The sequence below is a fragment of the Vibrio metoecus genome (genome assembly GCF_009665255.1).
Taxonomy (GTDB): domain Bacteria; phylum Pseudomonadota; class Gammaproteobacteria; order Enterobacterales; family Vibrionaceae; genus Vibrio; species Vibrio metoecus_B.
On record NZ_CP035686.1, the window covers coordinates 1,877,074 to 1,894,796 of the forward strand.

Consider the following 17,723-nt stretch of genomic DNA (forward strand, 5'->3'; position numbering starts at 1 on the left):
CGTTAGATATTTTTCTAAATATCTCGACGAATATCAAAATCAGTTCATTGCAATTTTAAACATCTGTAGAAATATTAAAATCATAAATAATTTAAGGTTGAAATTAACATATAAATTCATACTTATCATTCACTATACAGAATTTGTTAGATAGTATTTAGATGAACGGTAGTGACAGGATAAAACCACAACCAAAAACATCAATGCAGGAGTTTTTACCGTTAAAGCATTATTTGTAACTGATATCAAAATAAAACTGAGAAGAACAATTTTAGCTGACCATTCTTGCTTGTAAACCAACATAAAAGGAACAAGATAAGTAGAAAACAGTAAACCCATGCACCCTAGTAGACCAAAATTTAGAATCCAGCCAATCAAGTAGTTTTCAACAACATTAATACCAATATAAAAAACAATATCATTCAACAGCCCGTGTGAAGCACCTAATAGCCACTCAGAATAAGATAACTGTTCAAGTAAAATAAAGGCATCGAATCTCGCTTCAGCACTAGCATCAATATGCAACTTTGATAAAACCCTCTCACCTATTGGACTTAAGACCAAGATCAAAACTACAGTAATTAGAGAGAAATAGACCAAAGCCTGTAAGTAAGCAAATTTCAGTTTTTGGTAGCGAATTCCGGGGCCTAAAAAATCACGTAACCTAGGTAATATCACGAGAAAGTTTCCCAATAGAAAAATACCTAACGCCGCACGGCCTCCAAAAGCAAAAAGCCCTAGCACTACAACAGAGACATATAGAGCAACTGGAATTTTTGTATAACGCATCACAATAGGAGTCAACGATGCAGTAATAAGTGCATTGTTAAGCGGATGTGCCAGAAAGGCAGTAGAGCGGAAGAATGAAAAACTACCAATCTCAACAGCAACTATGCTCTGGCCCAAGACAAACTCAATAATGGCGATGCAAGAATTAAGAAATAGAAGGTAACCGAGTAAAGCTTGCAATTGTACTTTGGCTGAATCGGATAACCCATACACAACAGGAATTAGTATCAAAGGGATAAAAATCGTATCGATAAGATATGCCAACCCAGATGTACCAAAGCGCATGAAGCCATATAAAATGACAGCAAGTATCGACGTTATAGCCAACAGCCATGCCTTTCTGAGTTCGTGTAATGACTTAACAAGATTAAAAAGTCCAATTCTAAATAACAGAAAAGTAAAAACTCCCATACTTAAATAGGAATAGGCATGAATTTTAAGAATAGGACTCCCACCTTCTGAAACATACTGAATACCTATATTTTCGAGTAGAAAAGCCCCCAGCAAAAAAGCGCTGATTACAATCAGATTCATCCATCGAATGAGATTACGATCGCTCAATTAAACCCCCATTTTGAGAATAAACGCTGACGCACATTAAAGGCATTGGCACACAATAAACACAAGCCATAGAATAGTAATGATGAGGTGACATAAAAAACTAGAACGAAAACGGAACTTATAGTCAGTGACCACTGTTTAACTGCGTATAAATAGCAGCCCATCAGAAGTGAAGAGATGATCACTTTTACAGCATCAATACCAACTATATAGCGATACCCTACCCTCAGTGCACAGCTAAAAGAAAATATAGCGATTAAGCAACTAACTATAAGCAAGCTAATTGCTGCGCCTAGTATACCAAACTGATTGAGCATAAAGGGTAACAGTAAAATATTAACAAATAATCCAAAGACAGAAACCCATAGCAATTTGCGGGTTTGTAATAAAAACTGCAAACCATGATCAAGATAATGTCCTTTAAAATTAATTAGATATATAGCTAATGCTAATATCCAGAATAATGCATTAGAACCACTTATATATTGCTCTCCCAAAAAAAGTGTAATGATCTCTTTTTGCAATATGCCCAATCCAAGCAAGGCTGGAAAAGTAATGGCAACTAATAAATGCAGGTAGGCCTTATGTTGATTCAATATGGTTGCTTTATCTTCTGAGTGCTTAGCTAAATTAGGATAGAGTGGCATAGCGACAACCATGAAAACTAAGCCCAGAATACCCATCAACAAGTTGGCTTGTGCTGCATAAATACCTGTTTCATACATTCCTGAAAAGTGGGCGATGAATAAGCGATCAACTCTACTACTCAATACCCCGATACCTCCAGCTAACATAATCGGAATTCCATAAATAAGTAGACGCTTTAGTATATCGAGATGCCATTTAGGTCGCTTAGGGAGGCCAAGGACTAAAACACCGAGCCCAAAACTCAAGGTTAATGCGAATAGCGCTGATTCAATGGTGGCAGAATAAGAAAAACATAGCATAGAGAGCATTATCGATGAGATTGACTGTAATAAGCTAGCTTGACGATAAGCTCTTAAACGCTCATTCAAACGACTAAATTCTAACTGATACTGATATATTGACTTAACAAACAGTAAAGCACATAGCGCTAACAACCGTTCCAAATTCAGATCCTGATAGACAAGCAAGATTACAGCTATAGCCAAGAAACCAAGTAAAGATCCGAGTATAGTCATCAATGAAATAGTTTGAACAAGCTGCGCTTGCTCACGAACCGAATATGCAGGATAAAAGCGTAACATTGACGTGTTAAGCCATTGAGTACTAAAAGCACGCACCAATTCTAGAACCACCATTGCAACAGCCAAAATGCCATAGTTTTCTAAAGTAAGAAAGCGGGTTTGTACAGCCATCAAAACAAAGACGCTTAAAGCTGAAAAGGCCTGAGCTGGAGCATACTGGAATAAATATCTAATCAAGTTATTTCCTCATACACCATCCTATTAGAATTGCCGTAGAGTTTGCCAAGTTTTCCCCATATCACATAAGCCACATATGCACATGGTTACAATCTCAACTTCTATCTACCTGCAACTCCAAATAGTTTGGAGATAAATTCGAATGTACCAACTTCATGAATTCTTCAGCACGAACATCTGATGACTCAGCTTTTGCCAATCTAACCCTATTGATGATTCTATCTTTATCTCTAGCAACTAAGATAGCATCACGGCATTTTTCAATAAATTCGTCTTTTGTCTTCGCTTCATAAACCTCACTTGATAGATTTATATAATCATCGTGAGTCTTGGTAGCAACAACTATTTTACCAAGGGATAAATATTGATAAATCTTATTGTGATGAACATAACTTGACAATTCATTTATATTATCAAGCATTAAACACACATCCCAAGAGTAAACCTCATTTTGAATCAAATCATATGGAACCATTCCAATATATTCTACGTTATTAGACCTAAAAATATCATTCATTCTCTTAGATTTTTTTTCATCTTTAAAATTTATCGCACCTGCGAACTTAAAATTAAAATCAGAAAACTCCTTAACTAACATTTCCACCAAATCAATATCAATTGTAATTTCGTTCATATTACCTGCATATCCAAACACGATCGCACCTGAATTAATAATGGAGGAAAACTTATTGATATTCCATAGGGAAAGATCTACCGTATTTGGCCAATACTTCCCAACAACATTAATACCCAGATGTTTCCTGCAATATATAGCAGCCAAATTTTTACTTGTGCATAACAACATATCACTACGGGTAGCAAGTGTTGTTTCATCTTTTTTTGTCAAAAAGTCATTCATCAAACTATACGGATCAACAAATAGAGATACTATTTTCTTTTTCTTTAACTTCAACAAAGGAACAATATATGCAACATGGGTGTTAGTTAAAAGAAAAACATCGTTCCCTCTAATTTTACCATATAAAAAGAAAAAACTTATCATCATTTCCATAAATTCTAAAATATGATATTTCCGCCTAATCCTTTCTGGGAAAAACGTATAAAAGTAAGATATATTAACAAATTCAGATCGAACCTTAACCTTAAAATAATCTTTAATATTTCTTTTAACAACGACGTTTATATTTCCATATCTCTTCGATATCGCCTCAATAGTAGCTTTATTTTGGAACTCTATAGTTGAAACAATTGCCAAGACGTTCATTTTAAAATCCTTTTAATTTTATAAAAGATGTAATTGTAACAATAGGATTAAGTAATCCAACTAATGATACATTAATCACTTTAGATATTGGCTTCAAGCCTCTAAATACATAGTAAATAATAAAATCAGATATAACATAAGACATCAAGGATGCAAATGCAGCACCTTCAATATAAAACTTAGGAATAAGAATAAAATTTAAAACCAAATTTAAAATTGTTGCAATAATTGCCTTTATTATTTCAAACCTAGCTAACCCATATATAATCAACAAGGCGGAGTATAGTTTTGATGATATTTGAAAAAAGACAACAAAAGAAAGTATAGATAAAGTCAGCTTTGATTTTTCATATTCAGAACCAAATAAAAAATCAACAACAAAGTCAGAAGAAAAATATATTAATAAAGAAAAGATAATTGACAAAATAAGCATGAACTTGGAAACAACAGCAAGCATAGCCTCATATTTTTTATTATCCACATTATATAGATGTGCTAAAACAGGAAAAAACGCAGTCATTATTGCCACACCAACATATCCAGACTGAAGAATTATCTTCATAGGTGCTGAATATAAACCCACTGCATGCTCATCATGAAAGTAAGAAATCATTAATACATCAGCCTGCATAAATATAGGAAATACCATTCCTGATATCATAATAGGAAATGACATTTTAAAATTATCTAACATCCATTGTTTGTCTATATTAAATGACACTTTAATAAACCATTTCTTTCTTATCAAGATCAATATCATTATCGTTCTAATTACACTTTGAATAGGAAGAAAGGCACATGTATAAACAAATGAAAAATCTAGCGATATTGCCAATATTAAATATAAGAACCCACAAACTCTAGATATAACCAATGTAATAGCTAAAATATTGGCTTTCCCTTCAGCTTCTAATAGATATCTAAGAACAATCACATGCATGAATAAAACCGTAGATATTTCTATAAAAACCAAACCAAATACGTTTTTATTAGTACTAAAGAACCAAGAAAACACTAACAATAAAATAGAGTAAATCAGCCATCCTGAAAATCTCATAACTGTTGATGATAATAGTATGCTAATTTTTTCATTTTTTTCATCAACTAAGCTTTTTACAATGAACCTATCTAAACCTAAAGTCACAAATGTTATTAAAACTGCAGAAGTACTCTGAACAACCGATAATTCCCCTAATGTTTCCGGGCCAAAAAATCTAGCTAGCAATACAAATGCCAACAACCCTGTAAGCATAGTAACCAAACGTTCAACAAGATATAACAATGACTTATTAATCATATATTAACCAACCAATACAAAATAAAAGCATTGTATATTAACATCATAAGTTTATTGCGAAAAAAAATATAAATGTCAGTGCTTTAACTTTAATTCATAGTCAGAGAACATAACTTTATCATAAGTATTTTCATATTCACTTAATATAAATTCAGGGGAAAATATCTTATGTAAAAAAACCTGAGCTTCTCTAACATCAATACTTTTAATTTCGTCAATTTTCATAGCTATGCCTTTTTCATTTTCTTTTGAGTAAAAAACTACACCTAGATCTACGAATTTTTTTTTCATCTCGCCTAAAACTCCCACTGGAGTAGCGATCAATGGTAACCCAGCCAAGATCATTTCTAGAGGAACTAAGCCAAAAGTTTCCTGCTCTGATAAAAATATCCCAACATCAGCTTTGCTATATTGCAAAGCTATCTCCTTCTGGGTCAACCCTCCCATAAATTGAACATTTTCATGAAGTCCCCATTGACTAATCAATGATTCAAGTTCCAAGAAATAGGTAGGATCGACATTGGGTCCGATAATTTTTAATACTACATTTCTTCCTGAATTTTTTATTTCCATCAATAAAGAAAGTATTAGGTCAATACGCTTTCTACGTGAAATCAATGCGCAGGTAATTAATGTAACACACTCAACACCGGTAATGGGACTTTCATTTTTTTTTGATTTATACCGAAAATCCAAAGGGTTCCCAATTATATAAATTGGTTTTTTTGTGTCTTTTTTCAGAGCTTCTCCCAACTCAACTCCAACGCAAGTGAAAACATCAACAAAAAAATTACTAAAAAAAGGCACTATTTTTTCATATAAAAAATCATTGGCTATTGACACTGGCTTTCTTGCTATTTTTCGGTATGAATGAAGAGTTAATATATTCTTAGTTCTGCCTCCAGGCCAAATCATCCAACTATTCATGTGAGCATGTACGATGTCAGGTTTATAATGTGAAATTTGTTCTCTTACCCGTAACCATCCTGCCACTATTCCTGGTAAGGGTAACCCTATACGTGATTCATTAGCAGGCGCAAATATAACTTCTACCTGTTCAGAGAGATTAATTGGACGACCGGTATACTGCTCTTGATTGCTAGGATCAAAAGCCAGGACTCGATAGTGATATTTTGAAGGCTGAGTTTTAGAGGCTAACTCACGAATCAACATCTGGCATACAGAATCTACACCACCTGCATTTTTCTCCCCCCAATTAAGAGTAGAAAGAGGCATGATCAGAAGTACTTTCTTCATTGCTGATTATCCAACTGCACTGGATGGCCAATATAGGCTCGATTACTTTCCGTTTTAATGACTCGCCCTGGATTTCCAACAACGACAGCATTTCCCGGCACATCACGGACAACCACGGTACCAGCCCCTACGACAGCTCCATCGTCAATCGTGACATCTTCGACGATTGAAACATGGGGGCCAATATAGACATAATCCCCTATCGTGGCAGCCTGCCCTTTATTCGATCCAATCACAGTAAAAGGACTTAAATTACAATTCGCCCCAATCTTCGCGGTACTGTTAACAATAACCCCTGTCGCATGCCCGAGGTACAACCCCGGGCCGACTTGTGTTTCTTTAGGTAATTGAATTTGATAACGTACGGAAAGAATACGATGCATCAGTCTAGCCAAAGAGCGAACCAACGTATTTCGGCTACGGCATAAGCGAAACCAAAACATATAGGCAAAACCGGCATTGAGTAACAAATGTTTCGTGATTAACCCAATGCTGACCCGCCCAGTATGCCGATAAAGATCGGATTTGATCAGCGCCCAAGGTGAACTCATGCCACCACTCCGCGAGTATCAATCACCACTTTCTTAGCAAACTCGGTTTTATCCGCCGCTTTAAACTCTTTGTGGTCTACCAACACAACAACAATATTGGCAAGCTCAAGCGCGCGCTCTAGAGAAACCAACTCGATGCCTTGCTTCGCAAGTTTGCTTGGTAACTCAGTAATATTAGGTTCAACCGCCAACAGTTGACCCACTTTGCTCTCAGCCAGATGTTTAGTGATATCTAATGCTGGACTTTCACGCAGATCATCAATATCCGCTTTAAACGCTAAGCCTAAGCAAGCGATGATTGGCTTTTTGAATTGGTCAGCCGCTTGTTTAACTTGATCCACAACCCAATGAGGTTTGCCATCATTCACTTCACGTGCTGTACGGATTAATTGAGCCTCATCTGGGCAGCTGTTGACGATAAACCACGGATCAACCGCGATACAATGACCACCAACACCAGGACCCGGGTTGAGAATGCTCACACGGGGATGGCGGTTGGCTAAGCGGATCAATTCCCACACATTGATTTTGAGTTTGTCGCACACCAAAGAGAGCTCATTCGCGAAGGCAATGTTGACGTCACGGAATGAGTTTTCGGTCAATTTGGCCATTTCCGCCGTACGCGCATTAGTGACAATGCATTCACCTTTTACAAAAGTTTTGTACAACGCTACCGCCTTTTCACTACAAGCTTTACTTACACCACCAATGACGCGGTCATTACTCACCAGTTCTTGTAAAACATAGCCAGGTAATACGCGCTCTGGGCAATAAGCAATCTTCACATCTGCAGCGATTCCTTTTTGCTGAGGGAAAGTGAGATCAGGACGTGCCTCGGCTAACCATTGTGCCAACTTTTCAGTGGTACCCACTGGAGAAGTGCTTTCTAACACGACCAAGTTACCTTTGGCTAAAACCGGAGCAATCGTCTTTGCTGCAGCTTCAATATAGCTCAGGTCTGGTTCGTGATTTTCACCTTTAAATGGAGTGGGTACCGCTACCAAAAACGCATCTGCTGGCTCAGCGGCTAATGTGGCTTTTAATTTTCCAGTCATGACGGCACTGCGCACCACGATATCAAGATCGGGTTCGACAATATGAATTTCACCTTTATTGATGGTATCAACTGCGTGCGCATTAACATCAACACCAACCACATCTAATCCACGTGAAGCCAACACTGCTGCGGTTGGTAAGCCAATGTAACCTAGGCCAATCACTGAAACTTTACTAAACATCTTTCATCCCCTGATGAGCTATTTCGCTAAAATGTCCGCGATACGTTTACAAGCCTGACCGTCCCCGTAAGGGTTGTGCGCCTGACTCATCGTTTGATAAGCCTGCAGATCAGTCAAAAGTAAGCTCAACGCATCACAAATTTGTTGTTCGTCTGTACCAACGAGTTTTACTGTCCCTGCCGCCACAGCTTCTGGTCGTTCTGTGGTCTCACGCATAACTAAAACGGGTTTACCGAGTGAAGGCGCTTCTTCTTGAATGCCACCAGAGTCGGTTAATATGATGTGCGCACGATCCATTAAGTAAACAAAAGGCAAATACTGCTGTGGTTCAATCAGCACAATATTGCTAACCCCTTTGAGAAGTTTGTTTACGGGTTCACGCACATTTGGATTTAGGTGTACAGGATAGAGAATTTGGCATTCTGGATGCTGTTCTGCGGTATTAATCAGTGCTTGGCAGATACGCTCAAAACCACCACCAAAACTCTCACGGCGGTGTCCAGTCACTAAAATCAGCTTTTTACTCGCATCGAGCATTGGAAATTGGCTAGCTAATGTCGCCTGTAGATCACTGTCCGTATGGATCTTCTCGCGAACAGCCAGCAAAGCATCAATCACGGTATTCCCTGTGACGAAAATATTGTCTGCGTTATAGTTTTCTTGCAGCAGATTGGCACGAGAAGTTTCTGTGGGTGCAAAGTGATATTGCGTGAGTGCGGCCGTGAGTTTGCGGTTACCCTCTTCAGGCCACGGGGAGTAGATATTGCCCGTTCTCAGACCCGCTTCGACATGCCCTACCGGAATTTGTTGGTAATACGCAGCTAAAGAAGCAGCAAATGTAGTTGCAGTATCACCATGCACTAAAACGACATCTGGCTGTTCACTACTCAAAACTTGCTGCATACCCAGTAAAATTTTACTGGTCACGCCACTCAGAGTTTGTCCAGGCTCCATAATGTTGAGATCAAAATCTGGGGTGATAGCAAAAAGCTCTAGCACTTGATCCAACATTTCTCGATGCTGTCCGGTCACACAGACTTTTGCCGTAAAACGGCTGTCTTGGCATAGTTGTTGTACTAACGGTGCCATTTTGATCGCTTCAGGGCGCGTACCAAATACGATAAGAACCTTTTTCACTTCCCTATTTCCTCTCAAAATCTCAAAACTCTTCACATCAAACGTAAGAAAAACAAACCTGACACGCCTAATAAGGCGCGCTATATAAGCAAAGTCTCAATTATTGGGTTTGAGGATTAACTCGTTTATTTAATCTCGACTATTTAGATTTCAAATGTATTGCAAACGACATCTTTGATTATTTTTCATTTGCCTTTCATACAAACTTCAACAACACAAAAAATACCTAAGATAGCAAGTAAGCCATGTGTTATGAGGTTATCGTCAACAAAACCAGAACTTACGTAGAATAAGACCACTTACACTGAGTGTTATTTACGTCCGGCTTCTCCCATTAAGCTATGCTCTTTTAGTTAGTGATGGCATTCTTCGAGATCGCCATGCCGTTTTTACCCCAGTATTCAATCAAAGCTTGCGCTCCTGCTTCTATCAATGCCGCGGTTTGATGAAAGACCGCCATATTGCGCTGGTAAGGGTCTGGTACTTCTTTTTCTGTGGTTGGCGCGTGTGAGAGAAACAGACCGAGCTTACTCCGACAAGACGGTGGACACTGATCAATTAAGTCGGCAAGGTTAGTTTTATCCATCGCATAGATGAGATCGTAATCGAGGAAGTCTTGTTGTGTGATTTGTCTTACCTGACTCACCACCAAACAATATCCCTGACTCTGCAAAGCTTGCAGAGCCTTTTCATCCGGAGTGGTTTTACCCTTCATTTTTATTGTTCCAGCACTGCTCACTGAGATATTTAATTTCTTCTGTCGAATTTTTTCTCGCAAAATAATCTCCGCCATTGGAGAACGACATAAGTTACCGGTACAAACTACCAGTATCGATAAAGGCTTATATTTCGTATCCAATAAATTCGGCATCAGAGGCAATGATTCAAACAATACGCACTAAATTGGCTACAAGGTTATCCTAAGCCGACCGACAATGCGTGTCTCATAATTGAGCCAGGAATTAATTAGAACTAAAGCAGTAAAACAAAAGTAGTTTTACTTTCTGAGCTCATATAAAAAAACTGATAATTTGAATCAAAAATACGACAAGTTAAATTTACTGAGTGATGCTTATTGACATAAATAAAATAACTTAGTTAAACGTAATGAATACCCTTCCTACTTGAAGCTGCAGCAGTGTTGGCTTCGCTCGTTCACCCCAATCATATAGTTTGTTTGTCTATGCTCATGGGGATGAACTCACTTGCCGCCTACTAGCAACTCCAAGTAGCTTGGGTATAGATAGCCTAAAGGCTCAATGGGAATGGTGTTCAACGATGTGATTGGGAAGAGATTAAACACACCACCGCACAAAGCGGTGGTGTGGTGATAACCAAGGTTAGTGCTGAACGCGGCCTTTTACATCTTGCTGCAACTCATGGTTTAGCTCTGCTTCAACGTGACCGGGTGCTTGGGTTGAACCCGAAATCAATCGGTACATCGCAGGTATTACCAACAAGGTAACCAAAGTAGCAAAGCCCATCCCAAAGAAAATCACCGTACCGACGGCAATTCGGCTTTCATAACCGGCACCAGTCGAGATAATCAAAGGAATTGAACCCGCGAGCGTCGTAAATGCCGTCATGAGTATTGGACGTAAACGGCGTGCTGACGCATCAATGATCGCTTTTTCAAACTCGACACCACGATCTCGTAACTGATTGGCGAATTCAACAATCAAAATACCATTTTTGGTCACCATACCGATCAGCATGATCATGCCAATCTGGCTGTAGATGTTCATCCCTTGCCCCATGACAAAGAGGCCAAGAAAACCACCAAACACCCCCATAGGCACAGTCAACATCACCACCAACGGGTTGATAAAACTTTCAAACTGTGCAGCCAATACTAAGTACGCGACCAGCAGAGCCAAAGCAAACACGATCGCTACACTCGATTGGTTCTCTTTGAAATCCTTTGACTCTCCTGAGTAACTGACCGAGATATCACTTGGCAGCATTTCTTGAGCTTTTTGATCAAGAAAGTCCAGAGCTTGGCCTAAGGTATATCCTGCTTCTAAGTTTGCCGTCACGGTAATGGATTTCTGTTTGTTGTAGTGCGCCAGACGAATGGCTGACGCAACCTCATCAATCCGCGTTACAGTATCGAGGGTAACTAAATCACCAGTTGAGGTACGCATGTAGATTTGGCTGAGATCTGCAGCATTGTTAAAGCTGTTTTCATCACCACGCAGATACACATCATACTCTTCACCACGTTCCACAAAAGTGGTGACTTTTTTACCGCCGAGCATCACTTCTAAAGTGTCGGAGATCGATTTAACGCTGATTCCTAACTCAGCGGCACGCTGCTTATCGATCGTCACGACCAGTTCTGGTGTTTTTTCTGAGTAATCAATATTTGCGCCAGTCATAAACGGAGATTTTTCCGCTTCCGCTTCTAGCTTTTCAGCCCAGTTCTTCAGTTCAGAATAATCCGAACCACCGAGAACAAACTGCACAGGCTCATTCGAGCCCCCTCTAAATCCGGGCATGAATGGAAACACACGAACATCGGGAATACCCGCTAACGCTTTACGCACTTGGCCTAACGCTTCTTGGGCGGTAACACTACGTTCATTCCAGTCATCCAAAATCATGATCACGAAGCCGGTTTGGTCACCAGCGTTCCCGCCAAAAGCGGGCGACTGAATGCTGAACGACTTCAAGAATCCTTGCCCTAATAGCGGTACCAAACGCTGCTCGACCAGATCCATATTAGCTGCCATGCGGTTATAACTGGTCGCATCCGCACCACGCACAAAGGCAAAAATCACACCGCGATCTTCTGAAGGTGTTAGCTGGGCTGGAACAAGCTGCATCAAACCATAACTTCCACCAATGCAAGCCGCGATAACCACAGGAGCAGCCCAACGCCAACGAATGGCTCGGCTTACAATTTTGCGATAGCCGGACTCAAGCCCTGCAAACAGACGATCAATAAACTGGTTAAAGCGTCCTGGTTTCACATTGGCTTTTAAAAGCTTACTGCCAAGCACTGGCGTCAACGTCAGTGCGATAAGGGATGAAAAAATCACCGCCATCGCAAGCAGTACTGAGAATTCGGTAAACAGCAGCCCAACCATGCCATCCATAAACGAGATAGGCAGGAACACCATCACCAAGACTAAGGTAGTCGCGATAACCGCAAAACCCACCTCTCGCGTGCCTTTATAAGCGGCCAGCAGTGGTTTTTCCCCCCGTTCGATATGATGGAAAATATTCTCCACCACCACAATGGCATCATCCACCACCAGACCAATCGACAAAATTAACGCCATTAAGGTGATCAGGTTGATCGAAAAGCCAAAATAATATGCAGCCATAAACGCTGAGATAAGCGAAACAGGAACTGTCACCGCAGGGATTAGCGTGGCACGTAGCTGACCAATAAAGATATACAGCACTAAAATCACTAGCCCGCCAGTCACAAACAGTGTGCTGTAAACCTCGCTGATTGAGCGCTCAATAAACACCGTTGAGTCATAGTCGATGGCTAAGCGTGTCCCTTTTGGCAAAAACTGCTGAACCTTATCCACTTCTTGATGTACGCGCTTCGCCACTTCTAGCGGGTTTGCATCCGATTGCGGCACAATCCCCATGCTCACGTTGACGATGCCATCACTCTTAAAGGTCGAATTCTCGTTTTCTGCACCAATAAACACATCAGACACATCTTTAAGATAAATCGGGGTACCATCACTTGCCCGCTTCACCACTAGATATTCAAAATCCTCCGGTGATTGGTATCCGCGTGCCGTACGCACCGACATCACGGTTGAGTCGTTACGGACTTGCCCCCCAGGGCTTTCAATGTTTTCTTTATTTAACGCATCTGAGATATCACTGGTGGTTACGCCGCGCCCAGCCATTAGTTCCGGCTTGATGCGTACATACATCACTTTGTACAAACCACCGGAAACATCCACCGAGCTGACGCCCGAAATGAGGCTAAAACGATCGAGCAGTACCCGCTCGATGTAGTCGGTCAGTTGGGTTCGATCCATTTCTGATGAGCTGAGGTTGATGTAAACCGAAGCCTGACCTGAACCGTTATTTTTGAATACTTGCGGATCGTCCGCCTCTTCGGGCAGAGAACGTTGCGCTCGTGCGACTGCGTCACGAATATCACTCACACCGGTATTTAAATCATAACCAAGTTCAAACGTTACAGTGATACGCGACATACCATTGCGGCTGATCGAGGTAATTTCATCAATTCCACTAATGCCCGCCAGTTGGTCCTCCAACACGCTGGTGATTTGGCTTTCAATGATAGTGGCAGAAGCACCTTGATAACGGGTGGAAACCGATACCACAGGGCTTTCAATGTCTGGCATTTCACGTACGGCAAGCTTGGTAAAAGATACCACACCAAACACGCACAGCAGCATACTCAGAACCAGCGCCGCAACGGGCCGCTTAACCGAAATATCCGACAACCACATTATTTGTCATCCTTTTTCAGTGGACGTCCTTCCACGCTCACTTCACTCACTCGCGCGTTATCACGCAGATTGACGATGCCTTGAACAACAATTTTTTCACCAATCTCTAAGCCTTTTTCAATCACGACTTGATTCTCAACCCGTGCGCCAAGGCTAACTTCGCGACGTTTGGCTACATTGTCTTCACCAATCACGTAAACAAAACGTTTCGTGCCTGAATATTCCAAAGCCTGTACTGGAATAATCGGCGCACTGATGGCGGGGAAATTGATGCGTGCCGACATCAACATACCCGGCTTAAGGCGCTGATCTGAATTGGGAAAATGCACGCGTACTCGTAAATTTAAGGTTTCTTGATTGATACGCGAATCCACGGCCACCACTGAACCTTCAAACTGCACGTTTGGCCACGCTTCGCTACTGCCTTGTACCTTCATGCCTTTGCTGAGCTGTGGCAGATAACGTTCTGGAATTTGCAGATCGAGCTGCATCAAGGAAAGATTATCCAACGTCAGCAATTCAGAGCCCGCGCTCACCCACTTACCTCGGCTAAAGTCAATAAACCCAACCGTGCCATCAAACGGCGCGGTGATATGTAAATCCGCGAGATTTGCTTGCGCGGCATTCAATCTCGCTTGGCCAATTTCCACACGCGCACGCTGCGCATCAATTTCGGTTGGAGTGATAGCATTGCGTTTCAACAAACGCTCGTATTCGGTGAGTTTACGTTGTTCATCTTGCAAATAAGCTTTTGCTTCAACTAATGCTGCTTGAGCTTTGTCATCGTCCAACTGGATCAACAGTTGGCCTTTATTCACTTGTTGATTGGCTTGCACAGCAATCACATTCACTTTGCCGGTGACCTCAGGAGCAATTTCCACCGATTGTTGTGCTTTAATTTTGCCGACCAAAGAAAGCGATTGAGAAATTTGCTGAGATTGCACTTGTTCGGTCACCACCGAGATAGCCGGAGACTGAGAAGGCTCTTTAGCGGATAACACGGCGCTGTGCATCAGCACCGTCAATAATGTCAATGAAAGTACAGTGTTTTTGTTCATGATTTGGCTTAGTGTCTAGAAAATGCGTTTATATTGTAGCGAGTTATACGCAACTTGAACGTCAAGGAACGTAAAGATTGCCAGTAAAAGTGTAAGGTGTGCTGTGACTTCAGCAGCTAAAATGCTCAATTCCTTGCATCTTTGCCCAAAAAGACAGCATTCGATTCAATTTGCTAAAAAAACAGTTTACAGGGGGAGCGAGTTTGATAAGATGCGCTCCGCACTTGAGCGATGTGTTGGGAAAACATCACTTAAGCTTTTCAGTTAGTGAAAAGAAAACACCCTGGAGGGGTTCCCGAGTGGCCAAAGGGAGCAGACTGTAAATCTGCCGGCTCCGCCTTCGATGGTTCGAATCCGTCCCCCTCCACCATATTCTTCTCGCAAGAGAAACCCTTGATTGATGCGTTGGGAAAACGTCAGTTAAGTCTTTTCAGCAATGAAAAGAAAAACACCCTGGAGGGGTTCCCGAGTGGCCAAAGGGAGCAGACTGTAAATCTGCCGGCTCCGCCTTCGATGGTTCGAATCCGTCCCCCTCCACCATATTCTCTCATAAGAGAAACCCTTGATTGATGCGTTGGGAAAACGTCAATTAAGTCTTTTCAGCAATGAAAAGAAAAACACCCTGGAGGGGTTCCCGAGTGGCCAAAGGGAGCAGACTGTAAATCTGCCGGCTCCGCCTTCGATGGTTCGAATCCGTCCCCTCCACCATATTCTCTCATAAGAGAAACCCTTGATTGATGCGTTGGGAAAACGTCAATTAAGTCTTTTCAGCAGTGAAAAGAAAAACACCCTGGAGGGGTTCCCGAGTGGCCAAAGGGAGCAGACTGTAAATCTGCCGGCTCCGCCTTCGATGGTTCGAATCCGTCCCCCTCCACCATATACAGAAAGCCAGCTCATTGAGCTGGCTTTTTGCTTTCATCGCCTGAACTCTGCTTATTGAGCTTGAAGTAAAGCATGAATACAGCTTTGCGCATCACCACAATCGACTTGTCCGGTCAAATCCGCCTGCAATAAAAATCCTTGCTCCAAACTAACACAAGAATTGCTGCCTTCCAGTTCCAGACAGAGAGGAAGAGACTGAGCCGAGAGTTTATCAAGCAGCATGATCGCGGTTTGTAGATTGCCCCCTGAATGCTCCGCAAACAATAAGGTTAACTCTGCGGCACTATTGAGAGATGCCAATGCGTTGATCAGTTGTTCATCCAATTCAGCCAAAGTCACAGAGTCCAGCTGATTCAGCGTCAATATACCCTGATTCTGATCCGCATAACGCCAATCCACTACATTAAGCGACTCTTGCACATTCGCTCTTTGCATACTTTGCGCAGCGGGTTGGATGATTACTTGTATTTGATCACTGTTCTTTCGTCCGCCACTGTCTTCGGCCAATAGTTCAAAAAGATAGGTTCCCGCGACAGTAGGATAAAGCGCGGTCGCTTTTAATGTATCCGCGTTGAGCAAAGCAAGCGATTGAGGCCCTGAGACTTGCCGCCAAGTCGTGTTTCTAATGGTATACACGGATAACTCAGACTTGGCGGAACCACTCAACGTAATGTTGTTAAGTGGCAGTGTCAGTAACTGATCACTTCCTGCATTCACTGTGGGTTTGGTTAGCTTCTCTGGGTCTTTCCAATCATCGGAATTACACCCTGCTAGCAGAATAACAATACAAAATGTCTTCAATAAATGGGTTAGCTTAAACATGAGTCTTTCCTGTCACGGATTAAAAGGTGTAACTGATACCAGTGGCGATAAACATGCTCTCACTGTCATAGAAATCGATTTGCGCATCTTGCTGCTGGTATCCCGCCATCACATTCAATTGGGTGTGGGAAAGTGCAAAAGGATCTTGATAGCCATAAACAGCAAACATGGCGAAAGCATCATCATCTCGTTTGCGATTAAAGACCGGGTTGTCCTGTTCATATTTGCTCTTGCTGCTACGTAAAGTCACAACCACTTGATGCCTATCCAAATTCGCAAAGAAACTAAGTTGTGCCGCAGTTTCTGTGCGGCTCTGCGCACTCCCTTCAGCCGCTTGATCGGTGTAATAAATCCCAGGGGATAGCATAAGGCTCATAGAAAGCGGGAAATGTATTTCGACACCAAATCGTTGATAAGTGCTACTGCGTAACAGCGAATGTTGTTCATTAGGGGTGATAGCTTGTGATTGACCTATGACGTCATGTTCAATTTCACTATCCGCGTAGGCATATTTCAGAGTGACAGGAAAAGGGATGCTGACCTCAAGAGCGGTTCGCGCACCAACGATATTGTGATCGGTTTTTGTGCGTTGTAAGCCAGTGAGATACGGATCTTGCCACGTTTCATCCATGCCGGGAATGTTGCCAAACACCGCAAGCGTGAGGTAAGTTTTCGCGGTCATTTGTCCAATCCATCCCAGTTCACTTTGAAACTGAGCTTCACTTATCTGATCTTCACTATTTCCAAAGAAGAGTGCCTGATGACCAAATGTATATTGCAAGCGGCCTAAGATAAGGGGAGAAACGGTTTCGAGCTGTTTCCCCGTTCCATTTAAACTTTGAGTGATGGCATTGCTGTCATCCGTATTGAATTGGGAATTGGTTTGGCTAAATCCAGCATTTAAGCTGATATCACCACTAAACCCGGGACGCCATTCAATGGGTTTAGCCAAACTGGGGATTGAGAAAAAAGCGCAACTCAGCAATAGCGCCAATGGTTTACGATTCATGCTAACTCCTTGTCAGTGGGTTTATTCCTCCACCCAATCA

13 protein-coding genes and 4 tRNA genes are annotated in these 17,723 nt (G+C 41.5%); 4 read left to right on the forward strand and 13 right to left on the reverse strand.

What is annotated here, in order from left to right; genetic code table 11:
- Positions 1-132 precede the first annotated feature (132 nt).
- The 11 genes from vpsF to vexG form a co-directional block, all read right to left on the reverse strand.
- Complete coding sequence (gene vpsF / locus EPB59_RS08480; protein ID WP_154172309.1) at positions 133-1,350, reverse strand: exopolysaccharide biosynthesis protein VpsF; 1,218 nt, start codon at positions 1,348-1,350, stop codon at positions 133-135.
- Positions 1,347-2,756, reverse strand: coding sequence for an exopolysaccharide biosynthesis flippase VpsE (gene vpsE, locus EPB59_RS08485; protein ID WP_154172311.1), 1,410 nt, complete (start codon positions 2,754-2,756; stop codon positions 1,347-1,349). The genes vpsF and vpsE overlap by 4 nt, the downstream gene beginning before the upstream one ends.
- A 94-nt stretch (positions 2,757-2,850) precedes the next feature.
- Positions 2,851-3,981, reverse strand: a complete 1,131-nt coding sequence (locus EPB59_RS08490; RefSeq protein WP_154172313.1) for a hypothetical protein — start codon at positions 3,979-3,981, stop codon at positions 2,851-2,853.
- A 1-nt stretch (position 3,982) separates the two neighbouring features.
- Positions 3,983-5,278 (reverse strand): flippase, encoded by a 1,296-nt coding sequence (locus EPB59_RS08495; RefSeq protein ID WP_154172315.1) that lies wholly within the window; start codon positions 5,276-5,278, stop codon positions 3,983-3,985.
- Between the two features lie 75 nt (positions 5,279-5,353).
- Positions 5,354-6,535 carry a VpsD family glycosyltransferase gene (locus EPB59_RS08500; RefSeq protein WP_154172317.1) on the reverse strand — a complete coding sequence of 394 codons (1,182 nt, stop codon included), beginning with the start codon at positions 6,533-6,535 and terminating at the stop codon, positions 5,354-5,356.
- Entirely contained in the window at positions 6,532-7,086 is a 555-nt protein-coding gene (gene vpsC, locus EPB59_RS08505; RefSeq protein ID WP_154172319.1) for an exopolysaccharide biosynthesis acetyltransferase VpsC, read from the reverse strand. Before vpsC ends, EPB59_RS08500 begins: the two co-directional genes overlap by 4 nt.
- On the reverse strand, positions 7,083-8,324 hold the full coding sequence (gene vpsB, locus EPB59_RS08510; RefSeq protein WP_055028758.1) for a UDP-N-acetyl-D-mannosamine dehydrogenase VpsB: 1,242 nt from the start codon (positions 8,322-8,324) through the stop codon (positions 7,083-7,085). The genes vpsC and vpsB overlap by 4 nt, the downstream gene beginning before the upstream one ends.
- Positions 8,325-8,342: 18 nt before the next feature.
- Positions 8,343-9,461 (reverse strand): UDP-N-acetylglucosamine 2-epimerase (non-hydrolyzing) VpsA, encoded by a 1,119-nt coding sequence (gene vpsA, locus EPB59_RS08515; RefSeq protein ID WP_154172321.1) that lies wholly within the window; start codon positions 9,459-9,461, stop codon positions 8,343-8,345.
- Positions 9,462-9,810: 349 nt separating this feature from the next.
- Entirely contained in the window at positions 9,811-10,254 is a 444-nt protein-coding gene (locus tag EPB59_RS08520; RefSeq protein WP_241666215.1) for a low molecular weight protein-tyrosine-phosphatase, read from the reverse strand.
- A gap of 547 nt (positions 10,255-10,801) precedes the next feature.
- On the reverse strand, positions 10,802-13,912 hold the full coding sequence (gene vexH, locus EPB59_RS08525; RefSeq protein WP_154172325.1) for a vibriobactin export RND transporter permease subunit VexH: 3,111 nt from the start codon (positions 13,910-13,912) through the stop codon (positions 10,802-10,804).
- Positions 13,912-14,970: a vibriobactin export RND transporter periplasmic adaptor subunit VexG gene (gene vexG, locus EPB59_RS08530; RefSeq protein WP_154172327.1), complete on the reverse strand. Its 1,059-nt coding sequence runs from the start codon at positions 14,968-14,970 to the stop codon at positions 13,912-13,914. Before vexG ends, vexH begins: the two co-directional genes overlap by 1 nt.
- Positions 14,971-15,255: 285 nt before the next feature.
- On the opposite strand from vexG, the gene EPB59_RS08535 reads away from it, so the two are divergent.
- From EPB59_RS08535 to EPB59_RS08550, 4 genes are all read left to right on the forward strand, one after another.
- Positions 15,256-15,340: transfer RNA gene (locus EPB59_RS08535), tRNA-Tyr, on the forward strand.
- A gap of 85 nt (positions 15,341-15,425) precedes the next feature.
- Positions 15,426-15,510: transfer RNA gene (locus EPB59_RS08540), tRNA-Tyr, on the forward strand.
- 84 nt (positions 15,511-15,594) lie between these two features.
- A tRNA-Tyr gene (locus EPB59_RS08545) sits at positions 15,595-15,678 on the forward strand.
- A gap of 84 nt (positions 15,679-15,762) precedes the next feature.
- Positions 15,763-15,847, forward strand: a tRNA-Tyr gene (locus EPB59_RS08550).
- 56 nt (positions 15,848-15,903) lie between these two features.
- Here EPB59_RS08550 and EPB59_RS08555 read toward each other — a convergent pair.
- The gene (locus EPB59_RS08555) at positions 15,904-16,674 is read right to left on the reverse strand and encodes a PKD domain-containing protein (protein WP_055051596.1); all 771 of its coding nucleotides are present in this window, start codon (positions 16,672-16,674) and stop codon (positions 15,904-15,906) included.
- Between the two features lie 19 nt (positions 16,675-16,693).
- Complete coding sequence (locus EPB59_RS08560) at positions 16,694-17,683, reverse strand: DUF2860 family protein (RefSeq protein ID WP_154172329.1); 990 nt, start codon at positions 17,681-17,683, stop codon at positions 16,694-16,696.
- Between the last annotated feature and the right edge of the window lie 40 nt (positions 17,684-17,723).